Genomic DNA, 16,711 nt, shown 5'->3' with positions numbered 1-16,711 from the left:
CAATCGTGCCAATGTTCACATGAGGCTTCGTGCGCTCGAATTTACCTTTTGCCATGTGAGGTCTCCATTTCTGACTTGCCCACCGGGGCGTTTAATTAAGTTACAAGTGCAACCCGTTGGGATTACGCGTATTTCTTCTGAACTTCCTGAGCGACCGCGGTCGGCACCGGCTCGTAGTGGTCGAACTGCATCGTGTACTGGGCGCGGCCCTGTGACATCGAGCGCAGGTTGTCCACGTACTTGAACATGTTCGCGAGCGGCACCATGGCGTTCACCACCACGGCAACACCGCGTGTTTCCTGACCCTGGATCTGGCCACGACGCGAATTCAGGTCGCCGATGACGTTGCCGACATAATCTTCCGGCGTAACGACCTCGACCTTCATGATCGGCTCGAGCAACTGCACGCCGAGCTTCGGAGCGGCCTCGCGGAAGCAGGCGCGACCGGCGATTTCGAAGGCCAGGACCGAGGAGTCGACGTCGTGATAAGCGCCGTCGATGAGCGTTGCCTTGACACCGATCATCGGGAAGCCAGCGAACGGACCCGAAGACATGACGCTTTCGATGCCCTTCTGAACGCCGGGGATGTATTCCTTCGGCACTGCGCCGCCGACGATCTTGGACTCGAAAACGTACTCTTCGCTCTCGGTGTTCGGCTCGAACACGATCTTGACGCGCGCAAACTGGCCGGTACCACCGGTCTGCTTCTTGTGCGTGTAATCCTGCTCGTGGGTACGCGTGATCGTCTCGCGGTAAGCAACCTGCGGGGCGCCAACGTTGGCTTCAACCTTGAACTCGCGCTTCATGCGATCGACGATGATGTCGAGATGAAGCTCGCCCATGCCGGCGATGATCGTCTGGCCGCTTTCCTCGTCGGTCTTGACGCGGAAGGACGGATCCTCTGCAGCAAGGCGATGCAGCGCGAGGCCCATCTTTTCCTGGTCGGCCTTGGTCTTCGGCTCGATCGCGATCTGAATGACCGGATCGGGGAATTCCATGCGCTCGAGGATCACGGGGTTCAGCGGGTCGCAAAGCGTGTCGCCGGTCGTGGTTTCCTTGAGGCCAGCCAGAGCGACGATGTCGCCAGCGAAAGCCTCTTCGATGTCGGCGCGGCTGTTGGCGTGCATCTGCAGCATGCGGCCGATGCGCTCCTTTTTGCCCTTCACCGTATTGTCCAGCGAAACGCCCTTGGCGAGCTTGCCGGAATAGATGCGTGCGAAGGTGAGCGAACCGACGAAGGGATCGTTCATGATCTTGAACGCCAGCATCGACAGCGGCTCGTCGTCAGTTGCGTGACGCTCGATCTCGGCTTCGGTCTTGGCATCGATGCCCTTGATGGCCGGAACGTCCAGCGGCGACGGCAGGAAGTCGACCACGGCATCAAGAAGCGGCTGAACGCCCTTGTTCTTGAAGGCAGTGCCACAGAACACCGGATGGAACTTGACGCCGATCGTACCCTTGCGGATCAACGCACGGATGGTGTCGTTGTCGGGCAGATTGCCTTCGAGATAGTTGTTCATGGCATCGTCGTCCATTTCGACGACGGCCTCGATCATCTTCTCGCGGTATTCCTCGGCCTTCGCCTGAAGGTCTGATGGGATCTCGACAACGTCCCAGGCTGCGCCCAGCTCTTCGTTGTGCCAGATCAGCGCCTTCATCTCGATGAGGTCGATAACGCCCTTGAACTCGTTCTCAGCGCCGATCGGCAACTGAACGGCCACCGCAACCGCACCGAGGCGCGACTTGATCATGTCCAGGCAGCGGTAGAAATCCGCGCCGGTCTTGTCCATCTTGTTGCAGAAGATCATGCGCGGAACATGATACTTCTCAGCCTGACGCCAGACGGTCTCGGTCTGCGGCTCAACGCCGGCGTTGGAATCGAGCAGCGCAATGGCGCCGTCGAGAACGCGCAGCGAACGCTCGACTTCAATCGTGAAGTCGACGTGGCCGGGGGTGTCGATGATGTTGAAGCGGCGCTGCTTGCCGTCACGGCCCTTCCAGAAAGTCGTGGTGGCGGCGGACGTAATCGTGATGCCGCGCTCCTGCTCCTGCTCCATCCAGTCCATGGTGGCAGCGCCATCGTGGACCTCACCGATCTTGTGCGACTTGCCGGTGTAGTACAGAATCCGCTCGGTCGTCGTCGTCTTGCCGGCGTCGATGTGCGCCATGATACCGAAATTGCGGTAGTCTTCGATTTTATATTCGCGGGCCATGGGAGGTGTCTCTCAAGTCTCTTTCGCGCTTTACCAGCGGTAGTGCGCGAAGGCGCGGTTGGCTTCAGCCATCTTGTGGGTGTCTTCACGCTTCTTCACGGCGGTGCCGCGGTTGTTAGCCGCGTCCATCAACTCACCGGAGAGGCGATCGACCATGGTGGTCTCGTTGCGATTGCGCGCTGCAGCGATGAGCCAGCGAATGGCAAGCGCCTGACGACGCTCGGGGCGCACATCAACCGGAACCTGATAGGTGGCACCACCAACACGACGCGAACGCACTTCCACGTGAGGCGCGACATTGTCGAGCGCCTGGTGGAAGACGGTGACCGGCTCCTGCTTGGTCTTGGCCTGAACCTGGTCGAGGGCGCCGTAGACGATGGTCTCGGCAACCGACTTCTTGCCGTCATACATGACGGCGTTCATGAACTTGGTTACGACAAGATCGCCGAACTTCGGATCCGGGTTGATCTCACGCTTATCTGCACTGTGACGACGGGACATACTGTTGTCTCTCTTTTCTTGCCCGGCGCACAATTAAAAAGCGCCGAAGCCGGAAAACCTTACTTCGGACGCTTTGCACCGTACTTGGAACGGCGCTGCTTGCGGTTTTTCACACCTTGCGTGTCGAGCACGCCACGGATGATATGATAGCGAACGCCCGGAAGGTCCTTCACGCGGCCGCCGCGGATCATGACCACGGAGTGCTCCTGAAGGTTATGGCCTTCGCCGGGGATGTAGCCGATCACCTCGAAGCCATTGGTCAGGCGGATCTTCGCAACCTTGCGCAGTGCAGAGTTCGGCTTCTTCGGCGTCGTCGTATAGACGCGTGTGCAGACGCCGCGCTTCTGCGGATTCTGCTGCATGGCCGGGACCTTGTTGCGCGTTGCCGGCGCTATGCGCGGCTTGCGGATCAGCTGGTTGACGGTAGGCATTAAACCCTCTTGTCTCTCAATTCCGTGTCTCAAGCCCGTTCAGGGCAGATTCAGACGCTATTTCCATACGCAAATTCGGGCCACAAACCGTATCCTACGGTGCTGCCCGAACAAAAAGCAGAGGAAGCGGAAGCCGCTTCATGCATGCCGGAAATGTCTTTTCGCTCGTAAAACGAACCCTGTTTGAGACAAACTCCAAAGCGCGTCGCCTTGAAAAGGAAAGTCTCACATCGGCTCAGACTGGGCGGCTTCTACTCGCAAGGTTCTCGCCCGTCAACCCCGCGCCCTCATTTATTGCGCTGAAACCGGGGCTTGGCAGCTATGCGGCAGGCTCATGAAACTTTCTTTCGTACGAATCGGATTGAGAGGAACAAAATGACTGCATCCTGGGCTGCCGCGCTTACGTGCATCATGTAAACAGGACGGCAATTGAGGTGCCCTGCAAATTCGCCGAAGGAATCAGCCATGAACGACTCAGAAGACCGTGATGAGCACGAACGACCGGTAACGATCATTACCGGCCGGGTCTGGAAACGAAAGGGCGGCAGAGCGGAAGGCGTGCACGTGATGCTGGTCGCGCCGGACGACGACTCGGCCGTGCGCCGCGCGCTGGAATCACTTGCAGCAGAAGGCTATGCCGAAGCCGAACTGGATCAGATTGGCGATATGCAAGGCGAACCCGACGACGAACCGCATCTTTCGGCCTACCAAGGCGCCTTGGAGGGTGAAGTCTCGATCGTGACCTTCGATGAACCGGACTGATCGGCGGACCCGATTGCCCGCCCTCGACTTTCGCCCATGAAGCAAAAAAGCCGCCGGTCAAACCGGCGGCTTTTGATTGTCGCAACAGATGCGCGGCTTACTGCGCAGCCGACACCATGTCCGTGAGGATCGGCTCAGCCACCTCAACACCGGATGACTTGCGGCGCTCGTCGAGGATCAGCTCATCGCGCGAGGTGGCGATGCGGCGGATCTGGCTCATCTGGCCGCCGGTACCGGCAGGGATCAGACGCCCAACGATGACGTTTTCCTTCAGGCCCTGCAGCATGTCGGTCTTGCCGGCAACCGCAGCTTCCGTCAGCACCCTCGTCGTCTCCTGGAAGGAGGCGGCGGAGATGAAGGACGGCGTCTGCAGCGAGGCCTTGGTGATGCCAAGCAGGACAGGCTGGCCAGCAGCCGGCTTCTTGCCTTCTTCTTCCAGACGCTCGTTGATCTCATCCAGTTCGATCACATCGACATGGTCGCCCGGGATATAGGTCGAGTCACCCTGTTCGGTGATTTCCACCTTCTGCAGCATCTGGCGCACGATCACTTCAATGTGCTTGTCGTTGATCGTCACGCCCTGCAACCGGTAGACTTCCTGGATTTCGTTGACGAGGTAGGAGGCCAGAGCCTCTACGCCCCTGATCGCCAGGATGTCGTGCGGCGCCGGGTTGCCGTCGAGGATGTAGTCGCCCTTCTCGATGACGTCGCCGTCCTGCAGATGGAACGGCTTGCCCTTCGGGATCAGGTACTCGACCGGCTCCAGCGTCGAGTCATGCGGCTCGATGATGATGCGGCGCTTGTTCTTGTAGTCGCGGCCGAAGCGGATGGTGCCATCGATCTCGGCGATGATGGCGTGATCCTTCGGACGACGAGCTTCGAACAGCTCCGCAACGCGCGGCAGACCGCCGGTGATGTCCTTGGTCTTGGCGCTTTCCATCGGGATACGCGCCAGCACGTCGCCCGGCTTCACATGAGCGCCCGGATCGACCGAAAGGATGGCCTCGACCGAGAGCAGGAAGCGTGCATCGCCGCCCTTGGACAGCTTGCCGACCTTGCCCTTGGCATCCTGGACCACGATTGCCGGCTTGAGATCCGAACCACGCGGCGTCGAACGCCAGTCGATGACTTCGCGCTTGGTGATGCCGGTGGATTCGTCGGCCGTTTCCTGGACGGAAATGCCGTCGACCAGGTCCTCGAACTCCACCCTGCCCTCGATTTCGGTGAGGATCGGGCGGGTGTACGGGTCCCACTCAGCGATACGCTGGCCGCGCTTCACCTTGTCGCCATCGTCCACGAAGATACGCGAACCGTAGGTGACGCGGTGCGTGGCGCGCTCCTTGCCGGTCTCATCGAGGATGAGGATCGCCATGTTGCGGCCCATCACCACGAGGTGGCCGTCGGAGTTGCGCACGACGTTGCGGTTGCGGATCTCGACCTTGCCCTCATAAGAGGCTTCGAGGAACGAGCTATCCACCACCTGCGCCGTGCCGCCCATGTGGAAGGTGCGCATGGTAAGCTGGGTGCCCGGCTCACCGATCGACTGCGCCGCGATGACGCCGACAGCCTCGCCCTGGTTGACGGGCGTGCCGCGAGCAAGGTCGCGACCGTAGCAGACCGCGCAAACGCCGGTGCGGACTTCGCAAGTCAACGCCGAGCGAATGCGAACCGACTGGACGCCAGCCTTTTCGATCATCTCGATGTCGCGCTCGTCCATCAGCTTGCCGGCGCTGACCATGACCTCACCGGAAACCGGATGCAAAATGTCATCCAGGGCGGTGCGGCCCAGCACACGCTGTCCGACCGACGCGACCACCTGGCCGGCATCGACGATCGGCTGCATGGTCAGACCCTTGGACGTGCCGCAGTCGACAGAATTGACGATGCAATCCTGCGCGACGTCGACAAGGCGACGGGTCAGGTAACCGGAGTTGGCCGTCTTCAACGCGGTGTCGGCCAGACCCTTGCGGGCGCCGTGGGTCGAGTTGAAGTACTCGAGAACGGTAAGGCCTTCCTTGAAGTTCGAAATGATCGGCGTCTCGATGATTTCGCCCGACGGCTTGGCCATCAGGCCGCGCATGCCGGCGAGCTGACGCATCTGGGTGGGCGAACCGCGCGCACCCGAATGCGACATCATGTAGATCGAGTTCATCGGCTTTTGACGGCCGTTGTCGTCGAACTCCACCGCCTTGATGCGGCCCATCATTTCCTCGGCGACCTTTTCCGAGCACTTGGCCCAGGCGTCGACCACCTTGTTGTACTTCTCGCCCTGCGTGATCAGGCCGTCATTGTACTGCTGCTCGTATTCCTTGGCCTGCGCCTCGGTGTCCGTAACCAGCTTGGCCTTGGCATCGGGGATGAGCATATCGTCCTTGCCGAACGAAATGCCGGCCCGGCAGGCATGCGCGAAGCCCAGCGCCATGATGCGATCGCAGAAAATGACCGTCTCCTTCTGACCGCAATGGCGGTAGACGGTGTCGATCATCTTGGAGATGTTCTTCTTGGTCATCTCCTGGTTGGCGGTCGCAAACGGCACGTTGACGTTCTTCGGCAGCAACTCGCCGATGATCATGCGGCCAGGCGTCGTGTCGTAGATCTTCGACACGAGGTTGCCTTCCGCATCGACCGTCTTGAAACGGCCCTTGATCTTGGCGTGCAGGGTCACGGCCTTGGTTTCCAGCGCATGCTGGAGTTCGCCCATATCGGCAAACGCCATGCCTTCGCCCGGCTCGTTCTGGTTGACGATCGAGAGGTAATAGAGGCCAAGCACCATGTCCTGCGACGGCACGATGATCGGTGCGCCGGAGGCCGGGTGGAGGATGTTGTTGGTCGACATCATCAGCACGCGCGCTTCAAGCTGGGCTTCCAGCGAAAGCGGCACGTGGACAGCCATCTGGTCGCCGTCGAAGTCGGCGTTGAAGGCGGTGCAGACCAGCGGATGCAGCTGGATAGCCTTGCCTTCGATCAGCATCGGCTCGAATGCCTGGATGCCAAGGCGGTGCAGCGTCGGCGCGCGGTTCAGAAGCACCGGATGCTCGCGGATGACCTCGTCGAGGATATCCCAGACTTCCGGACGTTCCTTTTCGACCAGCTTCTTGGCCTGCTTGACGGTCGAGGAGTAACCCTTGGCGTCGAGGCGGGCATAGATGAACGGCTTGAACAGTTCAAGCGCCATCTTCTTCGGCAGGCCGCACTGATGCAGCTTCAATTCCGGGCCGGTCACGATGACCGAACGGCCGGAATAGTCGACACGCTTGCCGAGCAGGTTCTGGCGGAAGCGGCCCTGCTTGCCCTTGAGCATATCGGACAGCGACTTCAGTGGACGCTTGTTGGCGCCGGTGATGACGCGGCCGCGACGGCCGTTGTCGAACAGCGCATCGACGGCTTCCTGCAACATGCGCTTTTCATTGCGCACGATGATGCCAGGCGCGCGCAACTCGATCAGCCGCTTCAAGCGGTTGTTGCGGTTGATGACGCGACGATAGAGGTCGTTCAGGTCGGAAGTCGCGAAGCGGCCACCATCCAGGGGAACCAGCGGACGCAGGTCCGGCGGGATCACCGGAACGACCTTCATGATCATCCATTCCGGACGATTGCCGGATTCCATGAAGTTCTCGACCACCTTGAGGCGCTTGAGATACTTCTTCTGCTTCAGCTCGGACGTCGTCGAAGCAAGCTCGGAGCGCAGGTCGCCTGCGATCTTTTCCAGGTCCATTCCAGCCAGCAGGTCATGGATGGCTTCCGCGCCGATCATGGCGGTGAAGCTGTCCTCGCCGTACTCGTCAACCGCCAACATGTACTCTTCTTCGGAGAGAAGCTGGTTTTCCTTGAGCGCGGTCAAGCCCGGCTCGGTCACGATGTAATTTTCGAAATAAAGGACGCGCTCGATATCCTTCAGGGTCATGTCGAGCAGCGTGCCGATGCGCGACGGCAGCGACTTCAGGAACCAGATATGGGCGACAGGCGCCGCCAGCTCGATATGGCCCATGCGCTCGCGGCGAACGCGCGACAGCGTCACTTCGACGCCGCACTTTTCGCAGATGACGCCCTTGTACTTCATGCGCTTGTACTTACCGCACAGGCACTCGTAGTCCTTGATCGGCCCGAAGATGCGCGCGCAGAACAGGCCGTCGCGTTCCGGCTTGAACGTACGGTAGTTGATGGTTTCCGGCTTCTTGATCTCGCCGAACGACCACGACAGGATCTTTTCCGGGCTGGCGAGCGAAATCCGGATGGAATCGAACACCTGCGCCGGCGCCTGCGGGTTGAAGAGATTCATGACCTCTTGGTTCATGCCATTCTCCTTTGCGGGGTCCTCGAAAACCCCAATTCCAATTTATGCGGGACGACACCCGCGAGAACCGGCCAAAGCCGGAAGATTCCTTTAGGGCAGGCTCACCAGCCGTGCCCGGGCAGCCGCGGTCGCCCGCGGCTGCAAGTGGCGCCGTTACTCGGCAGCGTCGCGCAGTGGCGTCGGCTGGTCTTCAAGCTTGGTGTTTTCAAGCTCGACGTTCAGTCCGAGCGACCGCATTTCCTTGACCAGAACGTTGAAGCTTTCCGGGATACCCGCCTCGAAAGTGTCGTCGCCGCGGACGATCGCTTCGTAGACCTTGGTACGGCCGGCCACGTCGTCCGACTTCACGGTCAGCATTTCCTGCAGCGTGTAGGCGGCGCCGTAAGCCTCGAGAGCCCAGACCTCCATTTCGCCGAAACGCTGTCCGCCGAACTGCGCCTTGCCGCCCAGCGGCTGCTGGGTGACTAGCGAGTACGGGCCGATCGAACGCGCATGGATCTTGTCGTCCACGAGGTGGTGCAGCTTGAGCATGTAGATATAGCCCATCGTCACCTTGCGATCGAACGGCTCACCGGTACGCCCGTCATAGAGCTGCGACTGGCCGCTGGTGTGAAGACCCGCCTGCTCCAGCATCTCGTTGATGTTGGCTTCGTGCGCGCCGTCGAACACCGGGGTCGCGATGGAGACGCCGCGCCGCATCTGCTCGCCGAGGCGAACGATGGACTCATCGTCGTATTCGCGGACCGGTTCGTTGCGGTCGTTGTCCGGGATGACCTGCTCGATGGTGGTGCGCAGCGGCTTGATATCGCCGCCCGCCTTATAGGCGTCGATCAAGTCGCCGATCTTCCTGCCCATGCCGGAGCAAGCCCAGCCAAGGTGCGTTTCCAGGATCTGGCCAACGTTCATGCGCGACGGCACGCCCAACGGATTGAGCACGATGTCGGCATGCGTGCCGTCTTCAAGGAACGGCATGTCCTCAACTGCAACAATGCGCGAAACCACGCCCTTGTTGCCGTGACGACCGGCCATCTTGTCACCAGGCTGCATCTTGCGCTTCACAGCGACGAAGACCTTGACCATCTTCATGACGCCCGGAGGCATTTCGTCGCCGCGCTGGACCTTTTCGACCTTGTCCATGAAGCGCTGTTCCAACGCCTTCTTGGAGTCGTCGTACTGGCCACGCAAGGCTTCCAGTTCGCTCTGGAGCTTTTCGTTCTCCACGGCGAACTGCCACCACTGCGAACGCGGGTAGTCGTCCAGCGTTTCCTTGGCGAGCGCGGTGCCCTTCTTGAAGCCCTTCGGCCCGGCAATCGCTTCCTTGCCGATCAACATGCCGGACAGGCGCGAGTAGACGTTGCGGTCCAAGATGGCCTGCTCGTCGTCGCGGTCCTTGGCCAGGCGCTCGATCTCCTCGCGCTCGATGGCCATGGCGCGCTCGTCCTTCTCCACGCCGTGGCGGTTGAAGACGCGAACTTCCACGACCGTGCCGAAGGTGCCCGGAGGCATGCGCATGGAGGTGTCGCGCACATCGGAAGCCTTTTCGCCGAAGATGGCGCGCAGAAGCTTTTCTTCCGGCGTCATCGGGCTTTCGCCCTTCGGCGTGATCTTGCCGACCAGGATATCCCCCGGCTGCACTTCCGCACCGATGTAGACGATGCCGGCTTCGTCGAGGTTCTTCAGCGCTTCTTCCGATACGTTCGGAATGTCGCGGGTGATTTCCTCAGGACCAAGCTTCGTATCGCGAGCCATGACCTCGAACTCCTCGATATGGATCGAGGTGAAGACGTCGTCGGCCACGATCCGCTCGGACAGCAGGATCGAGTCTTCGTAGTTGTAGCCATTCCACGGCATGAACGCGACGAGCACGTTGCGGCCGAGCGCCAGATCACCAAGATCGGTCGAAGGACCGTCGGCGATGATGTCGCCCTTGTTGACGTGGTCGCCAACCCTGACCAGCGGACGCTGGTTGATGCAGGTCGACTGGTTCGAACGTTGGAACTTCATGAGACGGTAGATATCGACGCCGGACTTGCCGGGATCGAGATTTTCCGTCGCGCGGATAACGATACGCGTTGCGTCGACCTGGTCGACCACGCCGCCGCGACGGGCACCGATGGCGGCGCCTGAGTCACGCGCCACGATCGGCTCCATGCCGGTGCCGACGAACGGCGCTTCAGCACGCACCAGCGGCACGGCCTGACGCTGCATGTTCGAGCCCATGAGAGCGCGGTTGGCGTCGTCGTTTTCCAGGAACGGGATCAGCGCGGCTGCGACCGAAACCATCTGCTTCGGCGAAACGTCCATAAGGTCGACGTTTTCACGCGGGGCCATCATCACTTCACCGGCGTTACGGCAAATGACGAACTCGTCGACGAAATGACCGTTGGCGTCGAGTTCGGCGTTGGCCTGCGCCACGAAGTGCTTGGCCTCTTCCATCGCCGACAGATAGACGACGTCGTTGGTCAGCTTGCCGTCCACGATCTTGCGGTACGGGCTCTCGATGAAGCCGTACTTGTTGACGCGCGCAAAGGTCGCCAGCGAGTTGATCAGACCGATGTTCGGGCCTTCCGGCGTCTCGATCGGGCAGATACGGCCGTAGTGCGTCGGATGCACGTCGCGCACCTCGAAGCCGGCGCGCTCGCGGGTCAGACCGCCCGGTCCAAGCGCCGACAGGCGACGCTTGTGGGTGATTTCCGACAGCGGGTTGGTCTGGTCCATGAACTGCGAAAGCTGCGAAGAACCGAAGAACTCGCGCACCGCGGCCGCAGCCGGCTTGGCGTTGATGAGGTCCTGCGGCATCACCGTATCGATCTCGATCGAGGACATACGTTCCTTGATCGCGCGCTCCATGCGCAAAAGGCCGACGCGGTACTGGTTTTCCATCAGTTCGCCGACCGAACGCACGCGGCGGTTGCCGAGATTGTCGATGTCGTCGATCTCGCCCTTGCCGTCGCGCAGTTCCACCAGAGTCTTGACCACGGCAAGGATGTCTTCCTTGCGCAGCACGCGAACGGTGTCTTCCGCATCGAGTTCGAGGCGCATGTTCATCTTGACGCGACCGACAGCCGACAGGTCGTAGCGTTCGCTGTCGAAGAACAGCGAATTGAACATGGCTTCGGCGGTTTCCAGCGTCGGCGGCTCGCCCGGGCGCATGACACGATAGATGTCGAACAGCGCGTCCTGGCGGCTCTCGTTCTTATCGACGGCCAGCGTGTTGCGAATGTAGGCACCGACGTTGACGTGGTCGATGTCGAGAATCTGGATCTCGTCCTCGCCCGTCTCGAGCAGCACCTTCAAGGTCTTCTCGTCGATCTCGTCGCCAGCCTCGAGGAATATCTCGCCGGTCTGGTAGTTGACGATGTCCTCGGCAAGATAGTTGCCGAGCAGATCCTCGTCCGTCGCCTTGATCGCCTTCAGGCCCTTTTCGCCAAGCTGCTTGGCCTGACGCGCGGTGATCTTCTTGCCGGCCTCGACGACAACTTCGCCGGTGTCGGCATCGACCAGATCACTGACGGCCTTGAGACCGCGGAAGCGCTCGACATTGAACGGGATGCGCCAATGGTCGCCAGCGCGGCGGTAGGAAATCTTGTTGTAGAAGGTCGACAGGATTTCTTCGCCATCCATGCCAAGCGCCATCAGAAGCGACGTCACCGGAATCTTGCGGCGACGGTCGATGCGGGCATGCACGACATCCTTGGAATCGAACTCGATATCGAGCCACGATCCGCGATACGGAATGACGCGGGCAGCGAACAGGAGCTTGCCGCTGGAATGCGACTTGCCCTTGTCGTGATCGAAGAAGACGCCCGGCGAACGGTGCATCTGCGAAACGATGACGCGCTCGGTGCCGTTAACGATGAAGGTGCCGTTCATGGTCATGAGCGGCATGTCGCCCATGTAAACGTCCTGCTCCTTGATGTCCTTGATCGACTTTGCGCCGGTATCCTCGTCAATATCGAACACGATGAGGCGCAGCGTCACCTTGAGGGGCGCTGCATAGGTCAGGTCGCGCTGACGGCACTCGTCGACGTCGAACTTCGGCGCTTCGAACTCGTACTTGACGAATTCCAGCATCGACGCTCCGGAAAAATCGGAGATCGGGAACACAGACCTGAAAACAGCCTGCAGGCCTTCGTCCGGGCGACCGCCTTGCGGCTCGTCGACCATCAGGAACTGATCGTAGGATGCCTTTTGAACCTCGATGAGGTTCGGCATCTCGGCAACTTCAGGGATCTTTCCGAAGAACTTTCTTACGCGTCTGCGGCCATTGAAAGTCTGGGTCTGGGCCATCGTCGCTCCTTAGCATGTTGGGGCGAACCACGCCGCGGTTCGCCTCGCCTTTCAGGCCGTTTCAACGACGGCCTTGTCTAAAACAGGTGAAAACCTGTTTCCTGAAAGCCGGTTCCGGCCATCAGGAAAGAGGTTCTCGAACACAAATCCGGGCTCCCTTGCGGGAGGTGGCGGACGACGCGAAGTCGCCCGCCTAACCCGAACAATTACTTCAGGTCGACCTTGGCGCCAGCAGCTTCGAGCTGGGCCTTGATCTTTTCCGCGTCGGCCTTGGCAACAGCCTCCTTGACCGGCTTCGGAGCGGCTTCGACCAGGTCCTTGGCTTCCTTGAGGCCCAGGCCGGTGATGGCGCGCACTTCCTTGATGACATTGATCTTCTGAGCGCCGGCATCCGTCAGGATGACGTCGAACTCGGTCTTTTCCTCAGCCGGAGCAGCAGCAGCGGCAGCGCCACCAGCAGCGGCAACAGCCACCGGAGCGGCGGCGGAAACGCCCCACTTTTCTTCCAGAAGCTTCGAAAGCTCAGCCGCCTCGAGGACGGTCAGGCTCGAGAGGTCGTCTACGATCTTTGCGAGATCAGCCATTTTTGTATTCCTTCGTAAGGTTCGAACGTGTGTTGATATTCAAGAGGAACGGCCTCATGCCGCCTCGTCCTTCCGGGCGTAAGCACCAATGACGCGCGCGACTGAACCCGCGGGCGCATTGACGATCTGGGCGATCCGGGTCGCCGGCGTGGCAATCATGCCAACCAGCTTTGCGCGCAGTTCGTCGAGCGACGGAAGCGAGGCAAGCGCCTTCACTCCATCGGCATCGAGCGAGGTCTTGCCCATTGCGCCGCCGAGAATGATGAGTTTCTCATTTCCCTTGGCGAAATCGGACGCGACCTTCGGTGCCGCAATCGGATCTTCCGAGTAAGCGACCAGCGTCTGTCCCTTGAACAGATCGATGATGCTTTCGGATTCCGTGCCCTGAAGAGCGATCTTGGCGAGGCGGTTCTTCGCGACTTTGACGGTGCCGCCGGCCTGACGCATCTTCGTGCGAAGATCGTTCATTTGCGCGACGGTGATACCGGCATAGTGGGCCACGACCACTGAACCAGCGCCCTTGATGGCGTCGTTCAGGCCCGAGACGAGTTCGCGTTTTTCCGCTCTGTCCACTGCCTATCTCCAGTTGACCCCTGCCTCATTTACGAAAGCAGGCGTCTGGTTGCCTTTTGCCGGCCGGGCTTTTCCATTTCTGGATCACCCGAACGGCGCTCGAGGATCCTGCCCCCTTTCGCCACATCCCTTGGCAAGCCGCCGGATGCGCAGACAAAAGGCAAACACGGTTCGAACCATTCATTGGAGGCAAAACCTCCGTTGTCCGGTCTTCACCCGTCTCATGCAGGCCCACATGAATTAAGGTCCAATCGAAACCGGACCGCCCGCAATCTCGGACAGGATATCCGGAACCCTTTCGGCTTCCGGGTACCCAACCCCCGCCGAAGCGGGGATCGGAATTCACAACCGGATCAATCCTTTAGGGGACGACCCGGAAAAATCGAATCAGGACGCTACGAGCGTCGCAACGTCGAGCTTCAGGCCCGGGCCCATCGTCGAGGTGACGGACACCTTCTTGACGTAGTTGCCCTTGGCGCCGGCCGGCTTGGCCTTGGTGACCGCATCGGCGAAAGCGCGGATGTTTTCTTCCAGCGCCTTGACCTCAAAGGACACCTTGCCGACGCCGGCGTGGACGATACCAGCCTTCTCGACGCGGAACTCAACGGCGCCGCCCTTCGAGGCCTTGACCGCAGCAGCCACATCGGTGGTCACAGTGCCAACCTTCGGGTTCGGCATCATGCCGCGCGGGCCGAGTACCTTGCCCAGACGACCGACGAGCGGCATCATATCCGGCGTCGCGATGCAGCGATCGAAGTCGATCGTGCCCTTCTGGACGATCTCGACCAGATCCTCTGCGCCGACGACGTCAGCACCGGCGGCCTTGGCTTCGTCGGCCTTGTCGCCACGCGCAAACACCGCAACGCGCACGGTACGGCCGGTGCCGTTCGGCAGATTGACAACGCCGCGGACCATCTGGTCGGCGTGGCGAGGGTCAACGCCGAGGTTCATGGCGATCTCGATGGTCTCGTCAAACTTGACGCCCGAGCGATCCTTGAGCAGCTTGAGCGCATCCCCCAAGGCATAGGCCTTGTTGGGATCGATGCCGTCGCGGGACTTGGCTACACGCTTTGCAATCTTTGCCATCTGATCAGCCCACCACTTCCAGGCCCATCGAACGGGCAGAGCCTTCAACCATGCGCATGGCGGCTTCAACGTCGTTCGCGTTAAGGTCCTTCATCTTCGCTTCTGCGATCGCGCGCACCTTGTCACGGCCGATCGTGCCAGCCTTGGTCTTGCCCGGCTCCTTCGAGCCCGACTTCAGGTTGGCGGCCTTCTTCAGGAAGTAGGTCACCGGAGGCGTCTTCATGACGAAGGTGAACGACTTGTCCTGGTAATAAGTGATGACGACAGGGATCGGCGACCCCTTCTCCATCTCCTGCGACTGCGCGTTGAACGCCTTGCAGAATTCCATGATGTTGATGCCACGCTGACCAAGCGCAGGTCCGATCGGCGGCGACGGCGTAGCCGAACCCGCGGGAACCTGGAGCTTGAGCTGGCCTGCAATTTTCTTAGCCATCTCTTTCCTGCCTTAACTTCTCTGCCGGATATCCGGCGGTTGCAGTTTGGTGGTGCGGTTCGAACAGCCGGCTAAGCCGCCCTCGCCTCCCACCTTCGACGGCAACGCGACAACGCCGCGTTGCCTTCATCGCTGCCGCATCGCTGCGGCAGGATTACGGATCAGCCCTTTTCGACCTGTCCGAATTCCAGATCCACCGGCACGGCGCGGCCGAAGATCGACACTTCCACCTTGAGGCGCGCGCGCTCCTCGTCGACTTCCTGAACGAAGCCGTTGAACGATGCGAAAGGCCCGTCGGATACGCGGATAGCTTCGCCGATCTCGAACGTGACCGACGGCTTCGGCCGCTCCACGCCTTCCTGCACCTGATGCAGGATGCGCTCCGCTTCCTTGTCGGTGATGTGCATCGGCTTTGCCGTATGCTTGTCTTCACCGAGGAAGCCCGTCACGCGCGGCGTATTCTTGACGAGGCTGATCACCGCATCGTTGAGCTCGGCCTTCATCAGCACGTAGCCCGGGAAAAACTTGCGCTCGGCGTCCACCTTCTTGCCGCGACGAACCTCGACCACCTTCTCAGTCGGGACGACGATCTGCTCGATGCGTTCGCTCAGCCCCTTCTGCTTGGCCTTGTTCTCAATGTCTTCGGCAACCTTTTTTTCAAAGTTCGAATAAGCGTGGACGATGTACCAGCGCGCGGTCATTTCAAGGCTTCTCCGTAATCGCCGAACTTAGCGCCCGATACCCAAGATCAGCTCGACGGCAAAACCCATCAGCTGATCGGCGGCAAAGAAGAACAGCATGGTCAGGACCGAGAAGATCAGGACCATCACCGTCGAAATCAGCGTTTCGCGCCGTGTCGGCCAAGTGACCTTGGCAGTCTCCGACCGAACCTGCTGAAGGAAGACGAAAGGATTAAGTGTCTTCGAAGCCATGTGTCGCTCTGCTTTCAAGACCCGTGGGCCGGGCCTCCTGGATGGTCCCGCTGACCGGGACATGGAGCATGAAGCGATTGTGCCGAATCAATTCGACCGTTTCGTCCATGCAAATCAGACGCGCAAAGCCGGATTCCCAGCTCCACGCGTCGCGTGTCTGTTACGTCTACATAAAACCGATTCTTGGTCCACGCAAGTGGCAAGTATCCGCTTTACGAACAAACGCCGCATCGGAACCATCCAGTCGTTCCGTCCCGGCTATGCTGTCCTTATGCCTCAAAGCCTTCTCCATGGCAAGATATCGCGCCATGACAGGTCCGGCTTCAGGAATGAGTGGCAGGGGCAGCAGGGCTCGAACCCGCGACCTGCGGTTTTGGAGACCGCCGCTCTACCAACTGAGCTATACCCCTAGCTAAGTCACCAATCCGGGAGGCCACGTTGCCAAATACCGGATCGGCGTTGGTGCCCGTTCCTAGTCGCTCCAAGCAAAAGCTTCAAGCATTTTCGGACGGAAATGGCGGCTCCCGAGAGAGCCGCCACCCAGTTTTCAAACGTCGTTACTCAACGATCGAAGCAACGATGCCGGCGCCGACGGTGCGGCCGCCTTCGCGG

Annotated in this window: 12 protein-coding genes and 1 tRNA gene; 1 reads left to right on the top strand and 12 read right to left on the bottom strand. The window is 60.4% G+C overall.

The features are described 5' to 3' along the window. Positions 1–122: 122 nt before the first annotated feature. The 3 genes from fusA to rpsL are packed head-to-tail and all read right to left on the bottom strand — an operon-like array spanning position 123 to position 3,145. Positions 123–2,213 carry an elongation factor G gene (gene fusA, locus ACODTY_RS22190; RefSeq protein WP_488996345.1) on the bottom strand — a complete coding sequence of 697 codons (2,091 nt, stop codon included), beginning with the start codon at positions 2,211–2,213 and terminating at the stop codon, positions 123–125. Positions 2,214–2,243: 30 nt separating this feature from the next. After that, the gene (gene rpsG / locus ACODTY_RS22185; RefSeq protein ID WP_056241913.1) at positions 2,244–2,714 is read right to left on the bottom strand and encodes a 30S ribosomal protein S7; all 471 of its coding nucleotides are present in this window, start codon (positions 2,712–2,714) and stop codon (positions 2,244–2,246) included. Positions 2,715–2,773: 59 nt separating this feature from the next. Continuing rightward, complete coding sequence (gene rpsL / locus ACODTY_RS22180) at positions 2,774–3,145, bottom strand: 30S ribosomal protein S12 (RefSeq protein ID WP_056105400.1); 372 nt, start codon at positions 3,143–3,145, stop codon at positions 2,774–2,776. A gap of 465 nt (positions 3,146–3,610) precedes the next feature. Here rpsL and ACODTY_RS22175 point away from each other — a divergent pair, with 465 nt between their 5' ends. Then, positions 3,611–3,907 carry a transcriptional regulator gene (locus ACODTY_RS22175; protein ID WP_488996344.1) on the top strand — a complete coding sequence of 99 codons (297 nt, stop codon included), beginning with the start codon at positions 3,611–3,613 and terminating at the stop codon, positions 3,905–3,907. 97 nt (positions 3,908–4,004) lie between these two features. Here ACODTY_RS22175 and rpoC read toward each other — a convergent pair whose 3' ends face one another. The 9 genes from rpoC to ACODTY_RS22130 all read right to left on the bottom strand — a co-directional run bounded on the left by rpoC (position 4,005) and on the right by ACODTY_RS22130 (position 16,509). Next, positions 4,005–8,201 (bottom strand): DNA-directed RNA polymerase subunit beta', encoded by a 4,197-nt coding sequence (gene rpoC, locus ACODTY_RS22170; RefSeq protein WP_488996343.1) that lies wholly within the window; start codon positions 8,199–8,201, stop codon positions 4,005–4,007. 153 nt (positions 8,202–8,354) lie between these two features. After that, positions 8,355–12,491 (bottom strand): DNA-directed RNA polymerase subunit beta, encoded by a 4,137-nt coding sequence (gene rpoB / locus ACODTY_RS22165; protein ID WP_488996342.1) that lies wholly within the window; start codon positions 12,489–12,491, stop codon positions 8,355–8,357. Positions 12,492–12,697: 206 nt separating this feature from the next. Beyond that, positions 12,698–13,075 (bottom strand): 50S ribosomal protein L7/L12, encoded by a 378-nt coding sequence (rplL, locus tag ACODTY_RS22160; RefSeq protein WP_056241897.1) that lies wholly within the window; start codon positions 13,073–13,075, stop codon positions 12,698–12,700. A 54-nt stretch (positions 13,076–13,129) separates the two neighbouring features. Then, positions 13,130–13,648, bottom strand: a complete 519-nt coding sequence (rplJ, locus tag ACODTY_RS22155; RefSeq protein ID WP_056241895.1) for a 50S ribosomal protein L10 — start codon at positions 13,646–13,648, stop codon at positions 13,130–13,132. A gap of 387 nt (positions 13,649–14,035) precedes the next feature. Continuing rightward, positions 14,036–14,734, bottom strand: coding sequence for a 50S ribosomal protein L1 (gene rplA, locus ACODTY_RS22150; RefSeq protein WP_488996341.1), 699 nt, complete (start codon positions 14,732–14,734; stop codon positions 14,036–14,038). A 4-nt stretch (positions 14,735–14,738) separates the two neighbouring features. Continuing rightward, positions 14,739–15,167: a 50S ribosomal protein L11 gene (gene rplK / locus ACODTY_RS22145; RefSeq protein ID WP_056241890.1), complete on the bottom strand. Its 429-nt coding sequence runs from the start codon at positions 15,165–15,167 to the stop codon at positions 14,739–14,741. 161 nt (positions 15,168–15,328) lie between these two features. After that, positions 15,329–15,868, bottom strand: a complete 540-nt coding sequence (nusG, locus tag ACODTY_RS22140) for a transcription termination/antitermination protein NusG (RefSeq protein ID WP_056241887.1) — start codon at positions 15,866–15,868, stop codon at positions 15,329–15,331. 27 nt (positions 15,869–15,895) lie between these two features. Then, on the bottom strand, positions 15,896–16,099 hold the full coding sequence (gene secE / locus ACODTY_RS22135; RefSeq protein WP_056241884.1) for a preprotein translocase subunit SecE: 204 nt from the start codon (positions 16,097–16,099) through the stop codon (positions 15,896–15,898). 334 nt (positions 16,100–16,433) lie between these two features. Next, positions 16,434–16,509, bottom strand: a tRNA-Trp gene (locus ACODTY_RS22130). Positions 16,510–16,711: the final 202 nt, after the last annotated feature.

Source organism: Mesorhizobium sp. FG116, assembly GCF_057809835.1.
The sequence above is the reverse complement of the archived record's forward strand: the minus strand, read 5'-3'. Positions and strand labels throughout refer to the sequence as shown.